Origin of the sequence: Bradyrhizobium sp. HKCCYLS3070, assembly GCF_051167575.1 — a bacterium.
Taxonomy (GTDB): Bacteria; Pseudomonadota; Alphaproteobacteria; order Rhizobiales; family Xanthobacteraceae; genus Bradyrhizobium.
Genome location: NZ_JBNPTI010000003.1, coordinates 121,368 through 142,715, shown reverse-complemented (window position 1 = coordinate 142,715; position 21,348 = coordinate 121,368). Strand labels below are relative to the sequence as shown.

10 protein-coding genes, 1 tRNA gene and 1 pseudogene are annotated in these 21,348 nt (G+C 59.2%); 3 read left to right on the top strand and 9 right to left on the bottom strand.

All coding sequences use genetic code 11. From position 1 onward, the window contains the following. Nucleotides 1–18 precede the first annotated feature (18 nt). Genes ACQR03_RS13185 through zorA form a run of 4 tightly spaced genes read right to left on the bottom strand, consistent with a single transcriptional unit; the run spans nt 19 to nt 7,294 of the window. Entirely contained in the window at nt 19–3,021 is a 3,003-nt protein-coding gene (locus ACQR03_RS13185; RefSeq protein WP_315715101.1) for a DEAD/DEAH box helicase, read from the bottom strand. Nucleotide 3,022: 1 nt separating this feature from the next. Next, nucleotides 3,023–4,372, bottom strand: a complete 1,350-nt coding sequence (locus ACQR03_RS13180; protein WP_315715102.1) for an EH signature domain-containing protein — start codon at nt 4,370–4,372, stop codon at nt 3,023–3,025. A gap of 44 nt (nt 4,373–4,416) precedes the next feature. Further along, nucleotides 4,417–5,295, bottom strand: coding sequence for an OmpA/MotB family protein (locus tag ACQR03_RS13175; protein ID WP_315715103.1), 879 nt, complete (start codon nt 5,293–5,295; stop codon nt 4,417–4,419). A 13-nt stretch (nt 5,296–5,308) separates the two neighbouring features. Beyond that, entirely contained in the window at nt 5,309–7,294 is a 1,986-nt protein-coding gene (gene zorA / locus ACQR03_RS13170; RefSeq protein ID WP_315715104.1) for an anti-phage ZorAB system protein ZorA, read from the bottom strand. Between the two features lie 530 nt (nt 7,295–7,824). On the opposite strand from zorA, the gene ACQR03_RS13165 reads away from it, so the two are divergent. Then, nucleotides 7,825–11,292: an STY4851/ECs_5259 family protein gene (locus ACQR03_RS13165; RefSeq protein WP_315715105.1), complete on the top strand. Its 3,468-nt coding sequence runs from the start codon at nt 7,825–7,827 to the stop codon at nt 11,290–11,292. Nucleotides 11,293–11,310: 18 nt separating this feature from the next. Further along, nucleotides 11,311–17,427 carry a DEAD/DEAH box helicase gene (locus tag ACQR03_RS13160; RefSeq protein ID WP_315768066.1) on the top strand — a complete coding sequence of 2,039 codons (6,117 nt, stop codon included), beginning with the start codon at nt 11,311–11,313 and terminating at the stop codon, nt 17,425–17,427. A 179-nt stretch (nt 17,428–17,606) separates the two neighbouring features. Here the strand turns inward: ACQR03_RS13160 and tnpC are convergent. The 4 genes and pseudogenes from tnpC to ACQR03_RS13140 form a co-directional block, all read right to left on the bottom strand. Then, nucleotides 17,607–18,310 (bottom strand): annotated as a pseudogene (gene tnpC, locus ACQR03_RS13155) (IS66 family transposase); the annotation flags it as partial. 272 nt (nt 18,311–18,582) lie between these two features. Continuing rightward, entirely contained in the window at nt 18,583–19,659 is a 1,077-nt protein-coding gene (locus tag ACQR03_RS13150; RefSeq protein ID WP_315715107.1) for a phospholipase D family protein, read from the bottom strand. Between the two features lie 289 nt (nt 19,660–19,948). Further along, nucleotides 19,949–20,128 (bottom strand): hypothetical protein, encoded by a 180-nt coding sequence (locus ACQR03_RS13145; protein ID WP_315715108.1) that lies wholly within the window; start codon nt 20,126–20,128, stop codon nt 19,949–19,951. A 54-nt stretch (nt 20,129–20,182) separates the two neighbouring features. Continuing rightward, entirely contained in the window at nt 20,183–20,668 is a 486-nt protein-coding gene (locus ACQR03_RS13140; protein ID WP_315715109.1) for a hypothetical protein, read from the bottom strand. A gap of 177 nt (nt 20,669–20,845) precedes the next feature. On the opposite strand from ACQR03_RS13140, the gene ACQR03_RS13135 reads away from it, so the two are divergent. Continuing rightward, nucleotides 20,846–21,082, top strand: coding sequence for a helix-turn-helix domain-containing protein (locus ACQR03_RS13135; RefSeq protein WP_315715110.1), 237 nt, complete (start codon nt 20,846–20,848; stop codon nt 21,080–21,082). Nucleotides 21,083–21,271: 189 nt separating this feature from the next. Here the strand turns inward: ACQR03_RS13135 and ACQR03_RS13130 are convergent. Next, nucleotides 21,272–21,348, bottom strand: a tRNA-Arg gene (locus ACQR03_RS13130).

Sequence of the window (21,348 nt, the reverse complement as noted above, 5' to 3'; positions counted from 1 at the left end):
CCACCCACTGGGGTGCGTCTACGACCCCGGAACCGCTCCGCCGAACAAAGTCTCGACGTCGCCTTGGCTCGTTGGCGGTGCCAGCATATGCCGTGAAAGCTGGCGCTTCTTCTCGATGAGGCGATCAAGCGCCTCGTCGAACGATCCCCCCGGAAAGTCGGGATGGACCGCCATAGGCAGATGGATCGTGACAGCCTTTGTCTGGCCGATGCGATAGACACGATCATTGCATTGATCTTCGACGGCCGGATTCCACCACCGGCTTAGGTGGATCACGTGGTTGGCGGAGACGATGTTCAGACCGACGCCGGCTGCCTTCGGTGAGAGTACGAGCAAACCGAAACCGTCCCGCGATAGCTCGAAAGCATCGACGATTGCCAAACGCTTTTCGCCAGGTGTTCCACCGTTAATGATCGCTGGCCTACGTTCGAGGTCGAATAACCTTGCGGCGCCCTTCGAGACGACCTCCTGCATGGCGATATCTTCGATGAATACCAGCGCCTTCTCGCGTCTTTGCGCAATTTCTCGCAAGATCTGCATCGTGGTCGACAATCGGGCCGACTGGCGAGCGAACGCTTCGAATCGCAGCCTCTCGGACGTGTCGGCGCCGGCAGGATCGTGCGGGTGCAAGGAGATTCCGCGCATCTCGTGCAGAATACGAAGCATGAATCCGGGCGCCCGTTTGTCGCCCTTATGCGCTTCAGCGATCAGCTCGCGATAGGCCTGCGCCTGTTCCGGAGGCATCGGGGTGGCGTATTTCTGTTCGCGCTTGTTGGGCAAGCCGTCTAGAATGTCGACTTTCATCCTCCGCTTCATCACCGCGGGAGCCCCGTCAATTGGCGTGTCGAGCGCCTTCTTGAGCTCGGTCAGCTTGTCGGGCGCATCTTCACGGTACGTCCTCGAAAAGGTCTTGAGGTCATCAAGGTAGCCCGGAACAAGGCGGTCGAAGATGCACCACAGGTCTTCCATCCGGTTCTCGATCGGTGTTCCAGTCAATCCCAAGACAAAGTCGGCGTTGAGTGTTCTCGCTGCCTTGGTGTTGAGCGTGTCCGGCGCCTTTACCTTCTGCATTTCATCGAACACGACGACGGCATAGGGTATTCTCGCAAACGCGCGCTCGTGATCGGTCAGCGTCTCGTAGGTTGTCAATATCCAATCCGAGCCGCGCAGCTTCGCCACATCGAGTGTCTCCCCCGGCTCGTCGCGATGCGAAGGGTCGAGCTTGATCTTTCGCAGCGCATGGCCGTACGCGTCGATCCGCTGGCCGAGGCCAACGACCGACAGGCGCTCGGCACATTCCCTTTCCCAGTTCTTGAGAAGTGCCGTGGGCGCGACCACGAGTAAAGGCCCGTCGGCCACCGACCCGATGCCGCGTCGTCTCGCGTTCCGAGAATTGCTCTTGATCCACGCTAGGAAGGCGAGTGTCTGATAAGTCTTGCCCAGGCCCATATCATCCGCGAGGAGCACACCAGGCCAACCCGCCCGCCAAGCACTCACCAGCCAGCGGAAACCCTCGTGTTGGTGAAGTTTTAGCGGTGTTTGACCCATACGATCCGTCGGCGGAGTTGGTTCAATCAGCGCTTCGCGGCGCCTCAAGGCTAGAAAATAGTCCTTGCCATCGAAATTGGTCTTCTTGATCACCAGTACGAGCCGCTCCGCTGGCTTGGAGTCGGCCTTGGCCGAACCGACTTTGACGTGATCCGTTGCGGTCGCGGTCCGTCGTCGCTCGTCCTCCAGGACTTTCGGGGCTGCGTCCAGGGGGATGGGGATGCCGCGTATGACGACGTGTGGATCGCCCCTTGCCTCCGCCGCTTCCACCTCGTCTTCGAGTTTCTTGAGCTCATCGACGCTGAGCGGCGGCGGATCGACCGGCGATCCGTCGGCGACCCAGCCGGCTTCGGGTAGCCATTGATTTGGTGCCCGCGTGAGCCATGGCAGGTACGGCCGCTGCCAAATGCCCAGACTATCGACGCGGTCGGAATAGTTCTTTGTGTCGATGAAAAGGATGGCCGTCGAAGTTTCGTCGGTGTCCGACCCGAGAGCTTCGCAGAGGACTGCACGCGGATTGCGTAGGAACGCAAGGCGCTCTTCCTGAGGGCCACTCCGTTTGGCTTTTACGACGTCGAGCGCGCGTTTCAACGCGGCATCGATTAGAACGTAACGGTTTTTTCCCAGCACATAGGCGTCCTTCGTAGCACCTGATTTTCTGATTGCCTGCTCGAGGAAAGCTCGATGGTCTTCGGAGGAGAGCAAAGCGTCGCTGAGGGGATCACGCAGCTCGGAGCCAGTGTAGGATTCCCCCGACGGATTGAGGCGATCGCGCAAGTCGTCGGCCGGCGCCTCGTCGAGCAGTGAGGCCGGCTTTTGGCGGCTCATAAGGATCGGCGTGAAGTCGATGCCCTCCTCGACCTGCTGAATATCCAACGCGAACGAGCCAGCCTGATATAGCGTGAACGTGCCGAGGTAGCCGTCGCGCTGTACCTCGGTGTCGGTAGCCGCGGCTAAGGCCGTTTGCATCGGCATCCAGCCGGCCACGCGCTCGTCAATTGGGCGCCCCTTCGTTCGGTTATATGCTTCGGCAGCCTCCGCAACACGGTATAGCGGAGCGGAAAGACGAGCCGCCTGCTCGCCCCATCGTAAGAGGACTCCCGTTCGTTCCGGTCGTAGCTGCCGGCCGGATCTGTCCGTCCAGCGTAGATGAATGCGCCCCTCGGGGCTTTCGATCCGTCCGTCCAACGCGACAGCAAGGCCGAGGGGAACGAGCGGGGGAAGGCCGATGCCATCGGCGATCTCAGGGCTGAGCGTCGCAGCCACCACCGATGGCAGCAGCACCTCAGTGTCCGTAGCCGTGGCCGCGCCGTCTTCAACTAGGTCTTTGACATTTCTGAGCACGCGGCGATCGTTCGCAATATCGTCCCAGTCAGCGTAGCGAATTGGTGATTTCTTGCCGAAAATCGACGCGTGCACCAGCGAGACGTGAATGCCGTTCAGATCGATCCGGCTGCGAAAGCGGGCCGCCATGTCAGCGCACACGGTATGCGTACTGCGGGATCCGTACGCCGATCATTTCCAGGAGCCGGCCCGCGACACGGTCCTGCCAAACGTAGTTTTCCGATCCGACATGGCTGAACATGTCGTGCCGATTGAGATTGGCTTCGCTCAGGTCCTTAGGAAGCGGGCGCCCGACATCGCTCGTCGTGTAGCTTTCGGCGTTCATATTCCTTGGCCGAGTCGGGTCTGAGTTTGGCCATATTGTGCAATATCCGGTGTGGCTCCAATCCGCGACGACGCACTGACCGAGATCCATCAGCAAGACCGCGTGTCCGCGGAGCACCTGCTTGCGCCCGCCACTGCGGAAAACTCCGAACCGAACGGCATCCCCAAAGGAACGCTTTGCTTCCGCAGCCCCATCAGAGCCAAACACGACCCAGGCATTTCGGATCAGCGACGGCTTATGATCGAAGTACGCTTGCCAGAATGCGCGACGATAGCGCCAATGAGACGGTTGGGCGATCTTGTCGAGCACGTCGAAGAATTGCCGTAGCGACTGCTCGGTAAGCCAGCGCTTCAAGATCTCTGCGACATCGTCCATTCCGATCCAACGGCCAGGGGCCACCCTCGGGTCGCCGAACTTGCCGACGAGAAAGCCGACCAGGAGATCACGATCGACGGCGGGCGGGACGCGATCGCCAAACGGGAGAACGACGGCTCGAGCCAAGCCTGCGCTGCAATCTTTGAAAATGAACGTGTCATCCGCTCGAAGGCACCAGCGGCGGATGATTTCCAGGCGACTAGTGGCGCTCGTCACCGTCGTCCCGCAGAGGTGATGCAGCCCGATGTCGTGAACCGTCTTGGCAAAGCCGCCTTCACGCAGTGCGCCGCCGAGACCTGCCGATTCAAGAAGTTGTTGCACGTTCCTTTCCTCGTTTAACGCTGTACGTGCAATCCGAAATGCCCCTTCCCTCCAGTCGAAAATGCCGAATTTTGTTTGTGCACGGTCCCAGGGGCTTCCTGCTTTCGGTGCGAAGGCGGCAAGAACGCCCGCGACGCGATCAAGGCGCGGTCGATCGGGTGCGAAATCGGCAAGGTACGCCGATGCAAGCTGGCGATAGGGTCTCGCCCGTTCCATGCGGGCCACTCGACCGAGTACCGCATCGAGCGCTTGGTCATGCTCGGCAATCGCCGGTCGCGTCGTCCAAAGGCACCACGCGATCTTATTCCAATCGCCGGGAACGGGCTCGTCGCCCTTTCGCATTGATAGAATGAACCGATCCGCCACGGTGTTAAGATCGGCCGTCGGCCTCCTGTCCATTCCTATGCCGGTTGCCGAAAGGGCCGCCGCAAGACGGGCAGTGCGGCTGGTGGCTGGCAAGGGCTGTACCATAAGCCGTCCACCGGCGAGGGCTCCGCGCAAGCTCATGGTGGCGAACCCCGGAGTTCCTGGATCGTTGTTCGCATGCTCAGGAGCAACGCACGCATGTCTTGCAGCCCTGGCGATGGATCCGTGTCCATCACGAAGCGCAGATCGATTCGGCGATTTTTCTTTCGAGCAATGTCGTTGGCCGCAGAATCGACGGGGCGCGTCGAGGAGTATCCAGCGACCGAGAAGATCTCTTCCTGAGCCCTATTGAGCATCTGTCTTAGATCTGGCGATGCCGCCATCAGCTCGCGGTATGTATTCGCGGCTCGATACGTCGAAAATGTCCAGTTCGAATCGTCAGGACCAGTACTATCCGTATGGCCTTCGACGAAAACAGTCTCTAGAGAGGGGGCGCTCTTCTTCGGACATGAGGGGCCGGACTGCGTCATTAGACAGGCCGCATATGGAGGCAGAATACGCCCGAGCACGCGCGCGATCTTATCGACGTTGGTCTTTGCTTGCCCAAAGAGAGTAGTATCGTTTGAGCGAAACAGAACGGCCTCTTCGGTCAGTCGAAGCACGCCGCTGGAGTCGACGACTTCGACGGCCAAGCCTTCTCGACGCAGCTGGATCTGAAGCTCTGTCAGGAGGCGCGAGCGGAGTTGACTTGCCTCCTGAATTTCGTGCATGCGCCGGCTAATACGCGTTTCGAGCTCATCAAGCTTTCGCCCGACCTCCTTGGCAACTTCGATCTTGTCCTGTTGCTCCTGGGTCTTGACTTCTTGCGTGTCTGTCTGCTGCCTGAATGCCAAAGCGAAGCTCATGAGAAGGATGATGAAGATAAACAGCATTCCGACCATCATGTCGGTCATGGAAACGAAATAGTTTTCGCCCTGGTTGAACTCTGACGCACCTGCGTCCTGTTCAAGAGCCATTACAATTCATCCTCTATTCTGCCGCTTGGGCTGGAGGAAACGTTCTGAGAAAGCCATCCATCGTTTCATGCAGCGCTTCAACGCTCTCGTTGAGGCCTGCCACGGCGCTGCTAACTTTGCTCAGGATCTCCTTCGTATGTTCATCGATGTCCTTGACGAAGTCTCGCATCGCTTCCTGATGACGTGATACCTCCGTATGGAAACGGTCTGCCGCCTTACCGAAGTCCTCGTCTACGTTCTTGAAGCGCGCCTCGTACTGGTCCCAGACGCGCCCGATCTGAGTGAGATGGGCGGAAAGCTGTTCCGCGACGGAGCGAGCGGCGTCCTCTGCCACCGACAACGCTCCGACGGAGCTCTCGATAGAAGCTGCCATGCGGTCGGTGGAGTTGGCGACGCGCTCCGAATGAACGAGCAGCGGCTGACTGGCCGAACGGACATCGCTGGCCGCTCGGCCGAAAGCGTCTGCGGTGTCGCGCGAGCGAGCGGTGACGGCATTAATCTGATCCGTTTGGCCGGCAATGGCGCCTGAGACCGCGCGAATAGTGCCCGATAGCTGTCCGATGTCGTCACGCAAACTCGCGACCACTTCGCGCATGCTCGAGAGCACAACCGCCGCGGTCTCTTGGCCTGCTTCGCGCGACACGCGTGCGCTCTCTCGCATCTGTCCGCCGATGTCGGCTTGGAGTGTCGCGAGTCCTGTTCCGAACGCGGAGGTCTGCGCCTCCAGCTTTTCGACGACGCTCGCCATTGCGGCGTCCACGGCTCCGGCGACCCCCGTAGCGGAGCCGCCGAGCGCCCGCGCTGCGTCGGTGACGACTTGGGTCATGGTATCGGCAGCCTTCGCGAGGTTGCTCGAGAAGTCGTTGCCTGAGCCAGCGAGGTCCTTCTGCGTCCGCTCGATACTTTCTCTTAGTCCGGTCAGCGTCCGGGCGACCTCTGTCAGCTCGCGGCCGGCCCCCTGGTTGAGGCTTTCCATAAAGGTACGGACCAGATCGTCGACCCCGGTCTGCGACGTCTGGGCGAGCGTTTTCACGGTGCGATCCAGGGTCTCAGAAATGGGGCTGATTGCATCTTGCATGGCGTGCTGGAGTCGCGGAGCGACGGTATCGCCAAGGCGCGCAAAGAAGCCCTCGCTGTTGATCTGCTTGAGCTCATCGCGCTGGGCCGCAAGCACGTTCAACGAGTCGGCAGCGACCCGCTGCGGCGGCTGGAATATCATCCGCTCTTCGAGCGCCCGCCCAAATCCATTGAAGGCCCCTTCGATCCAAATCTGATATGAGCGAAACAGCAGAGAAAGAAGTAGTGAGGATCCGAGGCCTGCAATCGATGTCGAGAACTTGAACGTGGCGGCCGCCAGCAATTCGCTTAAGGAGTTCGTCATTGCTTCGGCCGAGTGGGCCCCGGTGCTCGCCGCCGCCTTGTTTAGAGCGAGCACCAACCCGATGAACGTGAGCAGCAGGCCGAGGCCGACGAAGAAGCCTGGGATCGAGCCCATCATCTTCAGGCCAAAAAGGTATTCGCGCGCGTCGGCCAAGTTTATGAAGTTCTGGGGACGAACGGTGTTGTGTACAGCGTCGTCCCTGCGGATGGCAGTCTGCTCGAATTGGCGCCAAGCATGTCGAACGATCGCGTTTTGCGCAAGCCTCTCAGAAATGGCGTCGAATCTTGTCGCGAATCCGCGAAGATCTCTGTCCGGGCCGAGATCCCGTTTCGCGGTGTAGAGGGCGGCCCGAAGCAGCAGCACATGCGCAACGAAGATCGCGAATGCAAAGGCGAGCGCGAGCTGAACAATTGCCGAGGACAGTGCGAACGCGAAGCTTTGCTCGGCGACATGGTCGATATCACCGGCACGAACCTCGTTCAAAACGCTATCGACAAGCTGCCAGTTCGAGTACGGCGTTATGTGGGAAACGGCAGTCAGCCCAAAGCCCACGAGGCTCCAGAACAGCAAAAAACGAACTATACCGCTCCACAGCGTTGCTGACGCGAAGACTCTCAACCTGAACCCCCCATCGACCTTTTCAGCAGCTTACGAGTAGAGGGCTTAAAGGACAACCGTTGTTGCGAACATGCGCGTGGCCGCCACATCGGAGGGGAAAACTTCTGGGCCGATATGGCAAGGTATTGCAGGGGCTTACAGGCAGGCCCACCAACAACACGGCCACCGCTTCCGAAGATGGGATCGTCTTTGCTCGGGCCTTGCTATCGGGTGGTCGCAGCTATCTCTGATCCAGCCCACGTGGCGCCATTGGTGGGTCTGAGTCTCAGATAAGTGGCATCCCGTCAGGAGTAGGAGACTGAAAGCAACAGCAACGTATTGTCTCCCCATCTCCGTGCCGCTGCCAAAGCAGTCTCGGATGAAAATGCATCGCATGAAGCCTTCGCGTCTCGCGGGCTTTCACTGGTATGTGGATGCCAAGACGTTGGACAAAAGAGGGACGCCCCCAAGCTATATTTCCCCCCAAAACATGTCGGGACCCGCTTTCTTTCCCGACGGGTTCGTGCATTCTACCTTAGGGAGAGTGTGAGATGTCCGGCGCCTCGGGGGATAGCCTTACTGATCTTTCGCAGCTGGGTGACAAGCGCCTTGCTGAGATTTTTGAGCAGCAAGGTGATGATCCGAACGTTCTCGAAGCCCTGAACCACGAGCTGAAGAAACGAGACAGCGATCAGGCCTCCGAACTACACATGGAGGTGGCGAAAGCGCGCTTCTCTAAGTCAGCTTCTGTAGCCACGGACCCAATAACCAGACGACCCAGGAGCTCGCTAGGCGAATGGATCTGGACATTTCTGAATGCCAGGAGGTTGGCTGAACCCGATCAGCGGCCGCTTTATCGCTATCGGATGACTGATGGCGAATATGAAGACGCAAAGGGCATCCTTCGGCAACTTGCGGCGACGGGTCGTCTAGCGAATCCAGATCGTCATTCAGGTGCGATGTTCGTTTCATTTGGCGCCGAATGGTTCAGGCGTGAATCCAACTCCACATTTCACCGCTGGGATGACCTGGCTCCAGACATTTTTCCCTGGCTTGCCTACTCCAACAAACAGCAATTGACCCTCCTGGGTTTGAAATTCTGGCGCCGCGAGCTCCGGCGAGGTCCGCACGGGCGCGAGTTCTTGCTGACGCTGGCCCTCGAAGGAGGCTTTCCCGTCAGGATTCTAGCCGAGGGCGAACGGGGCTGGCTGAAGGATTACCTTCGGATCATCATGCGCAGGGCGATCGCGTCGAAAGTGAGTACCGAAGACGAGGTTCTCGCGATTGCTGAGGAAGAACGCGGGCGTATGCGTAAGGGGTATCAGCGCGATGAGTTCGTCGCGCTGTGCTCTGAACTCGCGGAGAGCCTTTTGCTGCTTCGGCATATCGCAGAGAATGAAGGTGCCCCCGGCGTCCGAAATACATTGATGCTCGATGCGAAATGCCCGGGCTGGCGCGAGGAACTGCCGATCTATCTCCCAGCTGAAGACGAGGCGCTCGCAGCCGAGCTTCTGACCGGGTTGCTCAACGAGAGAATGAGCGGTCCGGTCACTCACGGCGTCGAGGTCAGGCGCTATCTGGTTAAGAGGGGCGGCGAATGGCTTCCTGCGGTGCAGATATTGGCCGATGGCGAAATTCAGGCGTCGAAATTGCCGGAGCTATCGGGCCAGAGCCGAGCGCGGGTCATTCCAATGGGAGAGCTTGGCAATCACCTCACTGGCGAGCTGGCGCTGATGGAGCCTCCTGTCGGAGAACCTCGGCTTTGGCGTGTCCGTCCCTTCGCGCGGACAGGCAAGCTCCTGACGGGCTTTCCATTCAGTGCACCGGTCAATACGACCGTGACCTCGCCCGATCATGCGCCGTGCCACTGGACTTGGCCAGGAGGTGAAGCCCTGCGGTCTGATATCCTGGTGTTCCAACAGGACGAGGGATCGACACCTCAGGAACCGCTGCTCCGATTCTTGCGGGCTGGCTCGGTGAGCTCGCCGGCGAAGACACTTTACGCATTGGTTCCTGCCGAATGGATTGTGGAGCCGTCCTCTGAGACCTCAGTCACTGAAACATTGATCTCTTCGCTGGGACGCCGGCTCGTTTGTGTCGCTGGAGCGACCTACTTTTCGAGCGGAGATTTCGAATCCAGTCGTTTCAAAGTGGAACCAGATACGGACGGCGTCGACCGTGACCTCGAAATCAGCTCCGTGACGGCGGCGGAGATCGATCTCGCCGATGATCGTTGCGAGCTTGTGCCAACACCTGCCTATGTGCGGATCCGAGAGCAGGGAAGGCAGCCTCGGCCGCCTGTGAGTGGCGAATTGTTCGTTCGATGCCCGGGTGGCAAATGGGGGGCGCTGTCCGGACCCCTCCAGGGAGTCGGCCTAATCGAGCTCTCCTGGCGTGATCCAACTGCCAATTTTCAGATCGAGAAGCGCCTGCTCGCGCTTGTTCCGGGCGGAGCGCGCATAAGCGGTGTTCTGAAGGACGCAGTCAGCGGCGAGCTACGTCTTCAAGGCCTTGCTGGGTGGTCGGCATCCCTTCGGGACGCAGACTGCACCGTTGGGCAGGCGGATGCATCTACACTCTGGTTTCGATTCGCCGGACGCCCGACATATCGTCTTCCGATGCGATTACGGCCGCCGGCCGGTCCTGCCCTTGAGGTGGTCGTTTCGCTCGTCGGCCGCAACGCGGCCATCGCTCTTGCCAACAGCTCTCTCGTTACGCCTGGCTCCCGGATCGACTTCAGCTCGCTACGCGGGGCGTTAGCTATATCACCTCATCGCAAAGGCATTCATCTCGCGCCGAAGGGAGCAAAATCGACTGGACTGAGAACGGATGTCGATGGCGAGCTTCCTCTCGGGACATTGCGAAGCTCGATTGACGAGATGCTTGCCACGTTGCCAGGTCAGGACGACCTCGTGGAGCTCGAATTCATCGGTGACAATCGTCCACCAATCCGAATCAGCCGATATCGACTGGACAAGCTCACGATTGAAGCGGGTATCGTGCGATATTCCCTCCCGACTAATTCTCTGAGAGCTGTCCCAGTCGCGAAGATGATCCTAGATCCGCGGCGAGAGCACGCGCTTGAACCCGAGAGTGATGGACGATGGCGTATACCCGAGCGCTGCAAAGGTCTTTGCATCATCTATCTGCGGGATGGCGTAGACGTCGTATCGCGACCGGTCCCGATCATGCGACCGGGAATGCCCGCGATGTATGGTGGGGATCTGGTATCAACGCTCACGATTGCGGATTTCAACGTTCGTCAACGGGAAATTGCGGCAGCGCTGTCAAAGTTGGCGCGCGTACAAAACAAAAGTGACGACCTCACCTGGTTGCTAGACGTAGCGACCAATCTAAATGGTCTACCTCCCAGCGCGTTTGACGCGTTGAAGCTATTGCCATCAAACCCTGAGGCCTTGGTTTGCCTACTGCTGAATGCTCGCGACGCCGAGGAGCAGGGCACCGTCTGGTCGCTGCAGAATGAGCTTCCGTTTCTCTGGCTCGGCTTGCCCATGTCTGCATGGCAAAGCGCGCTACAGAACGATTACATATCTTTTGCACAAGCGCTCAAAGATGTCTTCGGCCCGGAGAGAGCTGCCGGCGAAGCCGCCGCGCGGCTTCGCCGCCTTCGCGACGAACTGACTGAACTGGAACCAGCCCTTGAAAAGATCTTCGGGCTCGCCGGTCTGTCGGGGACGGATTTAAAGAATTCAAAGGAGACGCCGTCGCTTAGTGACTTGACAAATGGCTATATCGTTTCTCAGTCCAGTCGCAGTGACGAGCCGCAAAATGACTATGCCGACCGATTGCGGTCGAAGGGCCTAAGACTTCCCGGCGAGATTGAAACCAAATCTCATGCGGACTTTGCGGGTCTCTTTGCGCCGGTTCTCCTGGCAGCGAGCGCCAGAGGGAGGATCTCGCTTGATCGCGAGATGGCGCTGCTCGCGCGACGTACGCTCCGCGAGGACCCGGCCTATGTTTCGATGGCCTGGCGCCGTCTGGTCGACTTCTACAGCTAAGAATGGTCCCGGATTGAGATGACGCAGTTCGAAACGCTACACGAAATCAAGCAGCGCTCCGCGGAAGCGATTATCGCACAATCCGGGCTGTCACACGAGGGGCTGAAACGGATCTTGCGCGGACTGCTGTCCGGCGATGATCCGGCGATCGGCGCATTGCTGCAGGAGCCGATGATCGAAGGCGCCCATCCCTTTGTTTCTGTCAACCATACGATGGAGGCCCTAGTAGGGTCATCCCTGCACCCTGACCTGGTGAAGGCATTGGATGGGTTGCCTGATGATCACGAATACCGGTTTCCACGAACGCGCAAGCCCTTTCGTCATCAGGCCGAGACCTGGCAAATCCTTTCGGCCAAAGATCCGCAATCCGTGCTGGTGACATCGGGTACGGGCTCCGGAAAGACCGAGTGCTTCCTATTTCCAATTCTGAATGACCTTGCCGCCCAAGCGCGCGGGACACGGGATCCGATCACAGGGGTGCAAGCGATCATGCTCTATCCCCTGAACGCACTGATTGAAAGTCAGCGCGAGCGTCTTTCAGCATGGACGAGACCGTTCGGCGGGAAAATTCGCTTTTGTCTCTACAACGGAAACCTTCCGTCCTCTGAGAAGGAATCCGAACGTCGGCGCACTCCGGAACAGATTATCGATCGCGTGCAATTCCGCGCCAACCCGCCTCCCCTGCTCGTCACCAACGTGACGATGCTCGAGTACATGCTGGTTCGCACAGAAGACCAGCCGATCATCGACCTATCGAGAGGCGCGCTCAAGTGGATCGTTCTTGATGAGGCACATTCGCTCGTAGGGGCGGCTGCGGCCGAGATCGCCCTGCTCTTGCGTCGCGTACTGCGTGCATTTGATGTTCAGCCGGAAACAGTCCGATTCATTGCGACGTCCGCAACGATTGGATCGGGGGAGAATGTCCGCCAGCAGCTTCAACAATTTCTTGCCGACGTCGCCGGCATTCCGGACGGCCAGGTCCAGGTCATCGAGGGCCTGCGGCAAATGCCGATGCGGCCATCGGGTCAGTTCAGTGGTCGCTTGCCCGCCATTCGTGACGCCGAACCCAATCAGCTCTATGAACTCCTTGGCCGCGACCCGAAGGTTTGGCGCCTGGTTGAGCGACTTTTCAATGGCAGTGTGCCTCTTTCAGACTTCAGAGACGCTGCAAACTCCTACGGTATCGCTGAGGACGATCTCGCGCTGGCCATGGCGCGGGCTGCAAGCACGACGGCGGAAGGAGATCAGGAGCGCCTGGCGCCGATCCGCATTCATGCATTTGAGCGAGCCGTACCTGGCTTTTGGAGTTGCATCAATCCCGATTGCGCGGGTCGTTCTCCGAATTGGCCATTCGGGCGCATCCTGCCTGAGCGCGCCGACCAGTGCCCTTCCTGCGCGGCGCCGGTGTTGGAGGTCGTTAGCTGCTGCGAATGTGGTGAAGCCTATCTTGAGGGGGTTGAATCAGGATCTCGTCTATCGGCGCCGATGCGCACTCCGCCACGAGATGAGTTCGCATTCGACAGCGAGCGCGAAATTGATGCTGGCCGCGATGAGGACGATAGCGGCGACGCTGCCGCGGAAGCTGAACGGGAACCGATTCTGATCGTGGATCGACTCTTTGCGGCGAATCCAACGTCTTCCGCGCGACCGTTCTGGTTGGACAGACGGGGCAATTGGCGCGTTGTGGATGCGGCTGCCGAAGATGGCGTGTCACTGCTCGCAGAGGATCATGGCGGCCCGCGGGCCTGCCCTCACTGCAATCCTGCGGGTCAGGGCGCGTCCGAGTTGATTCGGCCCCTGCGGTTCGGGGCGCCATTTATCCTGAGCAACGCGGCACCCATTCTGCTCGAGGGCATAGAGCCGGCAAAATCAGAAGCAGGAGAGAAATTGCCTTCCGGCGGAAGGAGACTTCTTTCGTTTACCGACTCGCGGCAAGGCACGGCCCGAATGGCAGCCAAACTGCAGGTCGAATCGGAGCGGAACTTCGTACGCTCCTTTATCTACCATCAGGTGCAGTCTTCGATGCAGCCCCCCATCGGGGCAGACGAGGAGCGGGTCAACCTAACAACCGAGATTGAGAAATACGAGGAGGCTTACAAGCAGACGCGCCTGGAACTACTAACGACAGAGATAGCGAAGCGAAAGTGCAGACTTGCTGAACTTGCTTTCGGGAACAGCGATGGCATTTCTTGGCCCGAGCTCGTGGACCGTTTGGCGGCAAGGATTGAGGTCGCCGAGTGGATCAAGGGGGTTTGGCAGGCCCGTGATGAAGAGCTTTTCTCGGCGCCATCTAAGATCGCAGAGTTTCTCCTACTGCGCGAGTTTGCGCGCCGGCCGCGACGGGCCAACTCGGTTGAAGTCCTCGGAATCGCCCGGCTTCGCAATCCCTCCATCGACCGGCTCAACGAGACGCATCTACCTAAAGGCTTTCGGCGCAAGGGAGGGACCATTGAGGACTGGCGAGCCTATTTGGACTCGGTGCTGACCTGGTTCGTGAGGGCGAATAGCGCCGTCTCCATCTCCCGGGAGATGCAGCACTGGATATCGCCGAAGGTCAGGCTAACCTCGCTCGTTGGCCCGGACGCCCAGACCAATGGTGACAGAACGCTTCAAGCTTGGCCGAACGGCTTCTTCCGCGCGTATACTCGATCCCGGCCGGTCGCATTTCTGGTGCAGGGGGTGGGGTTCAATCTTAGCGATCCTGCTGAGAGGTCAGACCTCGACGAGGCTCTTCACGCCGCATGGACGCAGGTCTCGTTCACTTTCGGCGCCGATCCAGAACGGCGCGTCTATGACTTTTCAAAGGCCTATGTTGCGCCAATTGTCGATGCATTTTACTGTCCAGTCACGCACCGCTTGTTGGACCGGGCGCCGTTCGGGCTGACTCCGTACGGCCTCGAAGAGCATGCACCGGATCGCCGAAAGGCTGCTCCCGTCGCTATGCCGCGGCACCCCGAAAGCGTGATGGGACTTGCCGATCTGGGCAAAGCGCGCGAGGTCACTCGTCAATGGATAGCCAGTGATCAAGTTATCCAGGAGCTTAGAGCGAGGGGAGCTTGGAACAACATCTCCGATCGGATCGCGCTGTTTGCCAACTATGCCCGCTCGGCCGAGCATTCCGCGCAGCAAGACAGCGTCCGGCTACGTCGCTACGAGCGGGATTTTAAGGCAGGCAGAATCAACATTTTGAGCTGCTCGACAACGATGGAGATGGGTGTCGACATCGGCTCGGTGTCGTCGGTCATGATGACCAACGTACCACCATCGATCGCAAACTACCGACAGCGGGTTGGTCGTGCTGGTCGGCGGGGGCAAGACGTGGCGATGGCCTTCACATTCTGCAAGGATCGCCCACTGGACAGCGAGGCATTCCGGGATCCACAGACCTTCTTGCGCAGCACGATCGCCGCACCAAAGGTCACGTTGAGCAGCCGACCGATCGTGCAGCGTCACATCAATGCGTTCCTTCTTGGATGCTTCTTCCGCGAGCGCGTCGGCGACGCGCTGAAGATGCAAATCGGTGTCTTCCTCGGTTGTCCGGCAGACCCGAGGGAAGCGCGGCCCTCAAAGTCGGATCGACCTGTCGAAACCTTCATCGCGTGGCTCGAGCAGCCCGCAACAGCCCGAGAACATACGGAGAGTCTGACGATCCTGACCCAGCGCTCGATCCTCGAGGGGGATCAAAGGCTCGTCGAAGATACCAGGAATGCAATTGGCGCATTGTCGGATAACTTTGTCGCCGAATGGAACGGGCTAATAGGTCTTGCAAAAGACGAGGGCTTGCAGGATGCAGGCAGGTCACGGATGGGCCTGGAGTTGAAGCGAATGTGCGGAGAATTCCTGCTTGGCAGCTTGGCGGACCGAGGCTTCCTGCCGGGTCACGGCTTCCCGACCGACGTGGTTTCATTCCTGCCTGGTAAGGAATACAAGCCCCCTCAAGATGCTGCTCAGGACGGAGCGCGCCAATTCCGGACGGTCGGTCCGCAGCGGTCGCTTGATCTCGCTATACGTGATTATGCACCTGGATCGGAGGTCGTGCTTGACGGACTCGTCCACAAGTCGGCGGGAGTGACGCTGAACTGGAAGCGGCCGGCGAGCGAAGAGAACCTGGCCGAGATTCAAAGTCTGCGGCATTTCTGGCACTGCGAGCAGTGTGGTACAAGCGACACTCGACGCGACGGCCCACCAGAGTTCTGTCCATCCTGCGGATCCGAGCGGCCAGCCAGCACAGAATTCCTTCGGCCGGCGGGATTTTCCGTTGATCCTCGGGTCCGGGCGCATGCCGATACCAACATGCTTTCTTTCGTACCCGCGGAAGATCCAATGGTCTCTGCCCGCGATGCTGCATGGCGGACTCTCCCTGCACCCGAACTGGGTCGCTATCGCTGCAGCCGCGAGGGGCTCGTTTATTATTCCAATCGTGGTGGCCCAGGAAAATTTGGGTATGCCATTTGCTTGCATTGTGGCCGGGCTGAAGCCGACACCGACAACAGAGAGGTGCACCCTCCGCCGCGGGCACTCGTTGATCACAAGCCGCTGCGCTATCGAAGGGGTGAAGACTATTGCGCCGGCAATGATAAGCCATTCAGCATCAAGCGTCACCTAGCGCTGGGCCTTGAGATTACCACCGACGTATTTGAGCTGCAGCTGAAGCACCCTATGCGGCGCGCGGTTGCCAACGCGCTTGTGATCGCGCTGCGAGAATCGCTCGCGCAGGAACTCGGCATCGAGGCCGACGAGATGGGATTTGCTGTCGGCCACACCAGGAATGCGCTCGGCGCGGACGCGGTCTCGCTCTTCTTATTCGATCGTGCAGCGGGCGGGGCGGGTTTTGCCGTGGCCCTAGAGTATCTGCTTCGACCGGTTATCGGTCGCGCGGAAAAACTTCTTGATTGCCAAACCCCCGGCTGTGAGCGGGGTTGCGCAGCCTGCGTGCTGACGCCAGATGCGCCCACTGCTCCAGGCGAGTTGGATCGCATTAATGCCCTTCAATATTTGCTTGCCCATCTGATTTTTCCATCAGAGCTCGATATTGATGACCGCTTTACGGACGGCGCCGTCCTGTCGCTCGCCCCGCTCGACGAGATCGACCGCTCGCTCCGTCGCGCGGCGCGCTCAACACTGACTGTCTTCTTGCCCGATCGTAGCGTTCCGGCTGCGATGCAGGACTGGCCACTCGCTCCCCAGCTCCTTCACTGGACGATGCGTGGACATCCAGTGAGAGTGGCAATCTCACCGAGGCTGATCCAGGCTCTAACTCCGGCAGAGAAGCTTGTCCTTCGCGACTTTGCTCTAAAGCACAACATCAAACTCATGGCGGAGGAGCCGCTCACATTCAAAAATGGCGCATGCGCGTTTGCGATCGTCGATACGTTGGGCGACGAAGGTACAATTTGGGCCGCACGTGATGTAGAGCCGCGACTTCCGGGACCTGCTTGGGGCCAACCTGCCAATCTGCCATTGGCGCGTGGACAAGGATCGTTCGTCAAACAATCAGCGCTGATTGATCTCAATACGCTTCTACCCCGATCCGGCTCCCAACTTATTCAAATCGGCTCGGAACTCGACTGCAATCTTGCGGCATTCGGTGCACTCGCTTCCGAAATACTATTCAAGCTACTGGCCAGCAGCGAAATATCGACAAAGTCGGGTATTACTCGTGCTGTGTATCAAGATCCATTTGTTTCGTCCCCTCTCGTCGCGCGTCTGTTGATCGACACCGTCGGTCAGATTTTCGCAAAATCAGGCAACGGAGATGCTCTGCTATCTATTGAAACGCGGCAACCGAGGGGTGGCTCGCGCGGACAACCGTGGCAGATATCGCATGATTGGCTCAGCCCAGCGGACCAGAAGGCCGTGATCGAACTTTTTGGGAAGGAGCGCGGCGTTCGGGTCATATTGCTCCACAGGGACGTTCCGCATGGCCGGTATCTCAGGCTTGAATTCCAAGACGGTCGCCAGGCGACCATTGTGCTGGATCAGGGCTTCGGCGCTTGGGCTCCGCCCAGGAATGTTCCCGTAAGATTTGATTTTAGTGCCGGTGCAGCCGTTCAGTCCAAGAGGTTATCGACTCTCAACGCGATGCTTCAGCGTAGAGGTGTCGGCCAGACTTATCTTGTCGCTGCTTCGAGCTGAGGCAATCAAGCGGCCACACTGGAACTCAAGAGGAATCTCGATCAAGCCGCACAGCTGCGCCGCTGCTATCGACGAACTCGGACGTGGTCTCCGGCTTAGCCTTCCTTTTAGCTTAGTACGCATCCGGTGAAGACCGCAGGCGGGAGTAGCCCGCGCGGATAGACGATTGATCAGAGCGATCAAGCAGCGGCAGGGATGGCGGTGTGCTTCCAGTTCCAGGGCAGCAGGTCTGCGATGCTGCTAGCCGGATGATCGGGCAGTCTGGCGAGCACATCGGCGAGCCAGGCCTGCGGGTCGACGTCGTTGAGCCTGGCGCTCTGGATCAGGGTGTAGATGGCGGCGGCACGGCGGCCGCCCTCGTCGGAGCCGGCGAAGGTCCAGTTCTTGCGGCCGACGGCCACGGCGCGCAGCTCGCGTTCGGCCGCGTTGTTGGTCATGCACAGCCGGCCATCGTCGATGAAGCGCGTGAACACCTCCCAGCGCTTGAGGCTGTAGTCGATCGCCTTGGCGGTCTCGCTCTTGCCGGAGAGCTTGGCGCGGCGCTCGTGCAGGAAGGTATGAAGCTCATCGACCAGCGGGCGGCTGCGCGCATGGCGCGCGGCTCTGCGCTCGTGCGGCGGCAAACCATTGATCTCGCGCTCGATCGCGAACAGGGCGTCGATCTTAGCGATCGCTTCGATCGCGATCGGCGCCTTCTTCAGCCGTGCGATCTCGAAGAACTTGCGCCGTGCATGCGCCCAGCAGCCGACCTCGATGACCGGACCAGGCTTGCGCGATACCTCGTAAAGCCTGTTGAAGCCGGCATAGGCATCCGCCTGCATGGGTCCGGGGCATAGGTCGCAAGATGCGCCTCTGGATCGGTGCCGGAGCGGTCGGGCGAGTAGAAGCGGCAGTCTTTGTGGCGCGCCGCGCGGCCATTGGACAGGAAACCGGCTTTTGGTCGCATTCGAAGTCAAAGACGGGAAGCTACGCGCCATACCGCCATGGCGCTTTGAGATAGATATGCGTGTCGAGGCGTGCGCTCGCCGTCTCGCGCACGGGAGACCGTCCAGCGGCGACTTCGGCGGGCAGCGGCCACAAAAGCGCCAACCGCAACCAGCCGGGGACCACCCCAGGGCGCGTAAAAGCGCATCTATTGGGCGGTATCGAACAAGGTCACATTGGCGTTTGTCTTGAGGCCCACTTTTCAGCCCCCAGAACGATCGGCACCGCCGAGGCCAAATCGCTGGCCGAGATCTCGATCGCATGATGCAAGGACGCGCCGAGGTTCCCCGCTTCAATGCGGCGTTGCCTGACGCAATAGTCGATCAGCTTTTTGACGGCTCGGCGCTCGTTCGGCGGAAACGAGAAGCTAAACACGCGGTTCGTGTCGTGAATAAGCTGGCCGAAAACGATCCTCTTACCGTTCAGATCGCCAATCTTTTTGACGCGGTATACCCCGCCGATTTCGGCCGGCTTTGCGACATCGGCATAAAGCCAAAAACTCACGACGAACGATCCCACAGGTAAGGCCCACGTATTGCCGTGGTCAATGTAGAACGGGTGGTCGTCGCCGTTGTGCTGGATTTCTGCTGCGGAATAAACGGGAGGGCGGAGCGCTTTTATCTCCGTCCACGCCTGGTCGTACTCCTTGTTGGAGCGCTTGCGAGATGGCTCGATGAACGCCAGGAAATGGATTTTGAAATCGGCGAGGAGCACTGGCGCCCTGGTCAGGAGCTTCAGGAACGTCAGCGACGCCTGAGGCGGCGGTACCGCCTTGAGGATCTCTTCGTCCACATCGAGGGACCCGTCATCCTCCCAGAGACGGTCGAACCACCGTCTGGCGTCGGCGACGGACGTCGCGTCAGAAATGGCGGCCTCGAGATCGGACAGGTTCTTTAGCCCGCGGTTGGACGCGTTGGCCGATCCTACGACCACAGTTTTGGGTCCGAGGTAAACCTTGGAATGCAGTCCGTTTCGAGTCTTGACCGTCGTCTTCTTGCGAGCGAGGAGGCGCCTGATCTCGCCCGGATCGCAGAAGCCGCTGTTCAGGTCGCACAAGATGCGGACGGGCGCAGCGGTCTCAAAGAGCTTCAGCTGATCAGACATGCCGCGACCCCAGTATGCCACTGCGAGGTCGATCGACGTCGACTTGGCCTGCGTAACCGAGGAGTTGATCGCGTCAAGAATCTTGGGGCCGGAAAGAAATTGAGCCATCGTTATCACCTCGACGAAAGCCGTCGATTGATTCATGAGGATACTTTTCCGTCAAGCTCCGGCTCCGGCCGGCAGGCCCGCGCGCCCTCATCGTCCAGCTCAATGAGCTCCACGAGATCAATCCGACCCGCCCTGAGCAGTCCCGACATCGGCCGGGATTGACGGCTTTCCGGGCCGATCGAGTGGTACACACAGGTGGTCACAAACCTTCGGCTTTTTCTGGAATGCCTTGCTTTACAGGGTTTTTATGGTACCTGCGGCCTTTGAGTGGGAATCCATCCCTCTCCTCCGTCTCGAAAGAAGTCTGCAAGAGACTAACGGTCCCTCAGCTCTGATCATCGAGGCGTGATTCCAACTGCCGCTGCCTGATGTCTGTTTCGAGTTCGGCCGTGCGTTCAATCATGCTGTGGACGATCGTTTCGCGGTCGAGTTGGGTTAGTCCGCGGATCCCATGTGCTCGCAACTCCTCTTCGAGGATCGCGGCCATGATCGATACGATGCGCATTCGCTCCAATCCCTTTGTCGAAAGTTGAACGGCAGCAAGATCTGTACAGCGCGGCTATTTCACTTCTTTAGAGTTCGGCTCGAAGGAAAATGGTATGGAGGCCACTTCGCACACCGCTTCAATCAAGGAACGTACGGCCCGAGCATCCCAGTCGATCTGATCAATCGGCGCATCCCAATATTCGGAAATAACGTAGGCTGCGTGGCGAGCTTTTACGCCCAGACCGGCTAGGGTTCGTGCCGGTGTGGCCAATATGGCCTGCTCTATGGGCGCTAGCTCGGCGAGCATGCTTTCGATTCCTTCGAGATGATCTGGTGATGCCGGATCGTACAAGGCTCGTATCTTGGCAATAGCCTCTTCGAGCTGCTTGCCCATTATGATCAAGCCTGAATCGTCGTCGGTTGCCTTGACCCGTATGTTGGCGACGTCTGAAGCTGAACGTCTATAGGCTTTGTCGGGGTTGTCGCGGTCGCGGCTGCCGGAGCGAGATCCGATTTTGGTCTGAGGCTCGTAGGACGGTTGGGACGAGGGGGTCTTCATTGCTTACGCATCTCAATGAACGGCAACAAGCACCTGAAAATTGCGCAGACGGCTCAACTCGAAACTCTCAAGGCTATCCACATGAGATTTCATTCCGATACGGGTGGATAATACCCTTAAGAGGTGTATTTATAACCTTATAGTGGCGCTTTTGCTAGGGCTGTCGATGGTGATCTCATGATCACCTCTCGACAAATTCGGGCTGCTAGAGCGTTGCTTGGCTGGTCCCAGCAGCAACTTGCGGACAAGGCGATTGTGTCCCTGAACGCCGTTGCGAGGCTCGAGGGCGGGGTGGTGGATTCTCGGATAAGTACGGTGCAGGCCGTTCAGGAAGCTTTGGCCAAAGCCGGTATAGAGTTTCTCGATGCGGACCAAAAAGGCGAGGGCGTGAGGCTAAAGAGTCCGAAAGCCTAACCGGGCCCCAGATCTACGATCCCTGCGTGCCCCCGATCAACGGCGCTCGATTCAAGCGCATCAGTTGGCTTCTGACGACCTAATCCACTAGGGCGCGAAGGCGCCTTTGATGCTGAACGCAAATTGATCGGTAGTCACGGGGAATGTGTCGGGAGATCCTCCCGACTTGCGAAAGAGCTTTTGATTGGGTGGCGCACCCGACACGATTCGAACGTGTGGCCTTCGCCTTCGGAGGGCGACGCTCTATCCAGCTGAGCTACGGGTGC

Excerpts from the sequence above, each read along its gene's own strand:
- ACQR03_RS13165 (WP_315715105.1), top strand. The coding sequence starts at position 7,825 with ATGTCCGGCGCCTCGGGGGATAGCCTTACTGATCTTTCGCAGCTGGGT.
- ACQR03_RS13145 (WP_315715108.1), bottom strand. The coding sequence starts at position 20,128 with ATGCGCATCGTATCGATCATGGCCGCGATCCTCGAAGAGGAGTTGCGA.
- ACQR03_RS13140 (WP_315715109.1), bottom strand. The coding sequence starts at position 20,668 with ATGAAGACCCCCTCGTCCCAACCGTCCTACGAGCCTCAGACCAAAATC.
- ACQR03_RS13175 (WP_315715103.1), bottom strand. The coding sequence starts at position 5,295 with ATGGCTCTTGAACAGGACGCAGGTGCGTCAGAGTTCAACCAGGGCGAA.
- ACQR03_RS13135 (WP_315715110.1), top strand. The coding sequence starts at position 20,846 with ATGATCACCTCTCGACAAATTCGGGCTGCTAGAGCGTTGCTTGGCTGG.
- ACQR03_RS13160 (WP_315768066.1), top strand. The coding sequence starts at position 11,311 with ATGACGCAGTTCGAAACGCTACACGAAATCAAGCAGCGCTCCGCGGAA.
- ACQR03_RS13150 (WP_315715107.1), bottom strand. The coding sequence starts at position 19,659 with ATGAATCAATCGACGGCTTTCGTCGAGGTGATAACGATGGCTCAATTT.
- ACQR03_RS13185 (WP_315715101.1), bottom strand. The coding sequence starts at position 3,021 with ATGGCGGCCCGCTTTCGCAGCCGGATCGATCTGAACGGCATTCACGTC.